At 65.6% G+C, this 3,475-nt stretch carries 2 protein-coding genes; both read left to right on the forward strand.

Annotation, left to right across the window (positions count from 1 at the left end):
- Positions 1 to 218 precede the first annotated feature (218 nt).
- Positions 219 to 1,127 carry a 50S ribosomal protein L3 N(5)-glutamine methyltransferase gene (gene prmB / locus DZC52_RS01455; protein WP_116649348.1) on the forward strand — a complete coding sequence of 303 codons (909 nt, stop codon included), beginning with the start codon at positions 219 to 221 and terminating at the stop codon, positions 1,125 to 1,127.
- Positions 1,128 to 1,343: 216 nt separating this feature from the next.
- Positions 1,344 to 3,475: hypothetical protein (locus DZC52_RS01460; RefSeq protein ID WP_147307574.1), on the forward strand; the 2,132-nt coding region annotated here is incomplete at its 3' end.

The following is a 3,475-nucleotide window of genomic DNA, read 5'->3' on the forward strand; positions in this document are numbered from 1 at the left end:
CGTCGTCCCGGCCCCCGAGCCGGGACCTCCCCACCGAAGGCGCCAACCGATGGAAGGCCCCGGATTGACGGGCACCAGCCCGTCATCCCGGCCGTAGCGAAGCGGAGAGCCGGGACCTCCCAACCGGCGGCGCCAGTAGAGAGAAGGCCCCGGATCAAGTCCGGGGCGACGAGTCTTTCCCTGAAACCTGAAACCTGAAACCTGAAACCTATCCCCGTATGTCCAACGAGTCCTTCGCCCAACGCGACCCCAAGACCCTCGAAGCGCTGATCCGTGCGGCGGCGGAGCGAATGGACGCGGCGGGGCTGTTCTTCGGGCACGGCACGGACAACGCGCTCGACGAGGCCTGCTGGATGGCTTCGAGCGTGTTCGGGCTGGAGCCGGATTTCGACGATGCGGCGGTGGCGCGGACGGCCACGGAAGACGAGCGCCAGCGCTTCGAGACCTTGCTGGCCGACCGTATCCAGACGCGTCGGCCACTGGCCTACCTGCTGGGGCAGGCCTGGTTCGCGGGATTGCCGTTCACGGTCAACGAGGACGTTCTCGTGCCGCGCTCGCCGCTGGCCGAACTGATCGTGGAAGGATTCGCGCCGTGGGTGGAGCCCGAGCGGCTCGAGCGCGTGCTGGACGTGGGAACAGGCTCGGGTTGCATCGCCGTCGCCACGGCCTACTACTGGCCCGACGTGAAGGTGGACGCGGTCGACATCAGTCCCGATGCCCTGGCCCTGGCGCGGCGCAACGCCGAGCGCCACGGCGTGGCCGACCGCGTGGAAGTGATCGAATCCGACCTGCTCGACGCCCTCGAAGGGCGCCGCTACGACGTGATCCTGGCCAACCCGCCCTACGTGCCCACCGCGTCGATGGACACCCTGCCGCGCGAATACCGCTGGGAACCCCGCGTGGGCCTGGAAGCCGGCAAGGACGGCCTCGACCTGGTCCGCCGCCTCCTCGACACCGCCGCCGACCACCTCGAGGACGACGGCGTGATGATCGTCGAAGTCGGCGAAGCCGCCGAAGCCCTCGAGAACCTGCTGCTCGAACGCGGTATCGAATTCACCTGGCTCGAGTTCGAGCATGGTGGAGACGGCGTGGCCTTGATCGAACGCAAGGTTCTGCCGGGCTGCTGAACGGATTTAAGGATTCCCTCTTGCCAGTGACGCGAAAATTGGCTTAGGCTAAAAAGCACAAGGGGTGGCATCAGGCGAATCAATCGCGTCGCCCTGAGAAAAAAGCGAGTGGCGTCGCTGGCATTGGGTGGGGACATTTTCAAGCTATTCCCCGTAAGCATAGAACCAATCGGCAACGCCGCCGTTATTGGCAGTTATCTATTCCGAGGGGAAATAATGATCAATTCCATTGCTGGATTCCTTCCGTTCGTGCGCCGCGCGCAATCGAACGATCAGGGCCTTGCTGCCCCGAGTCGTGCGTCGATTGCGCTTTTCTCAGCACTGATCCTGTTGGGCGGCCTGCTCGGGCCGGTACAGGCCAGCGCGCAGAGCACCGATCTCGTCAGCGTCACGGCCGATGCCGACGACCTCGCCAACTTCGGGCAGACCATTGGCGATCGCTTGACGCTGCGATTCTCCGCTCCCCTCGACGAGGGCCAGGCGCTCGGCGGCGTGATCGTGGAGTTCGACGGCGCAGTCGCCCAGGAACTGCAGTGCCAGTGGGTCAACGTCGGTTGTACGGTTTCCGGCTCGGAATTCACGGTCGAAGCGACCGACACCTTCAATTCCCCGCGAGATTTCGACGGCCGCGCGGTCGATGCGGTCCCGGGTCTGCTCGATGACGCCGGCAATCCCGTAGCCGTTCCGCAGCCGGTCATGATCGCCCCGGGTTGGTTCGAGGACTTCGACGGCGGAACCCTGAACCTCAACTGGCAGTTCTTCGACTTCACGGGTGCACCTTCCCTCGGCACCCCTGACTTTGCCGGAATCGACTCGGGCTACCTGCGAGTCACCGACTCCGACGCCGTCTATGCCGGCGGCTACGTGCCGCGGCTTTTCGGCGACTCTCGCGTAGTGTCGATCGTCAATGCAGACGGCACCAATACCGGCGTCAGCCCGGACAACCAGATCGACCAGGGCGTTATCAGCCACTTCGACCCGGCAAGCGGTGTGCTTTCAGGCTACGTCGCCTACATTCGCTATGAACTGCGCTACCACGAGCTGGTGCTGGCTAAATTCGACGCCGACGATCTCGACCCGCCGCTGATCGAAAAGCGCGTGCGTCTCGCCGACTTCCCCGAAGGCGATGCCGCCATGATGGGCAAGCGCTACGGCGTCGTGCTCGAAACCGTCGCCCAGGACGGCGGTGCGAGCCGACGACTGGTTGCCACCGCCGTCGATGCCGACACCAACGAATACCTCGCCAGCGTCGAGGCGCTCGACAACAGCCCCTACACCAGCGGCTATACCGGCGTTGTCGCCATCACCAACAACACCGGCGGCGTCAACGGCACCTTCGATATCTCGGCCGCCGACGCCAGCTTCCTGTCGCTGGACGGTGACGGCCCGGAAGTGCTCGAGCCGGGACAGGAAGCCTTCTACGACGTGCGCCTGCAGAACGTCGGCAGCCGCGCGACGACCGAGAACATCGAAATCCAGTTCACGATCAGCCGGCCCGATGCCGTTGCCTCCGGCGTCACGCTGGAATACTGCGGCGATCTCGAAGACACGGGCGTGGCGCCGCCGGATGCCGAGTCCTGCCAGACCTGGAAGCCGCTGCCGCTGACCCAGGACGGCGACGACCTGGTCGGCCGCTTCGGCCCGGCCGCCGGTTTCCCGGTCGGTTCCGACTACGACGCCACGACCTTCCTGCGGGCCAGCTACGCCGAGGCCGGCAACTACACCACCGACATCGCAGCGGTCGGCGTCAGCTCCGGTCTTGCCGAAGCCCGCACGCTCGAATCCGTTTCGGTCACGGAACTGACCTTCACCGTCGACGAGGGCGTCGACGGCACCGGCGCAGACGACAGCGCAAGCGGCTGGGACTACTACACCGCCACGCTGAGCAACCTGGGCGATGCGCTGCCCGAGAACGTGGCCCTGTGGGTCGAAGTCGACGGCATCGACGCCCAGGTTCGCGACAGCGAAAACTACGACATCGAGTACTGGAACGGCACCGGTTGGGAAAACCTCGGCTGGGCCCAGGACAGCTACTTCTGGGACTACGACCGTGATGCCTGGTTCCTGGGCCGTCCGTCGACCGATCCCAGCGGCCCGGGCCCGCACCCCATCCCCGGCTTCCCGGTCGGTGACGGCGAGACCTTCCCGACACCCATTCGCGTCAACTTCGCCAACGGCACTTACGACCTGACGGTCTCGGTCGAGACGGCCGACCAGAACGCCGACCCGATCTGGGTCTACGGTCAGTTCGAAGAGAGCATCGTGGCCGAAACCGACCCGGTCGCGCTGTCGATCGACACGGTCGAGGGCCTGCCTTCGGGCATGACCGAGCAGGCCGGCTACGACTA

Origin of the sequence: Wenzhouxiangella sediminis, assembly GCF_003410055.1 — a bacterium.
Classification (GTDB): domain Bacteria; phylum Pseudomonadota; class Gammaproteobacteria; order Xanthomonadales; family Wenzhouxiangellaceae; genus Wenzhouxiangella; species Wenzhouxiangella sediminis.

What these genes read in the sequence shown, in the direction of transcription:
- prmB (WP_116649348.1), top strand. Translation starts at nt 219, where the DNA reads ATGTCCAACGAGTCCTTCGCCCAACGCGACCCCAAGACCCTCGAAGCG.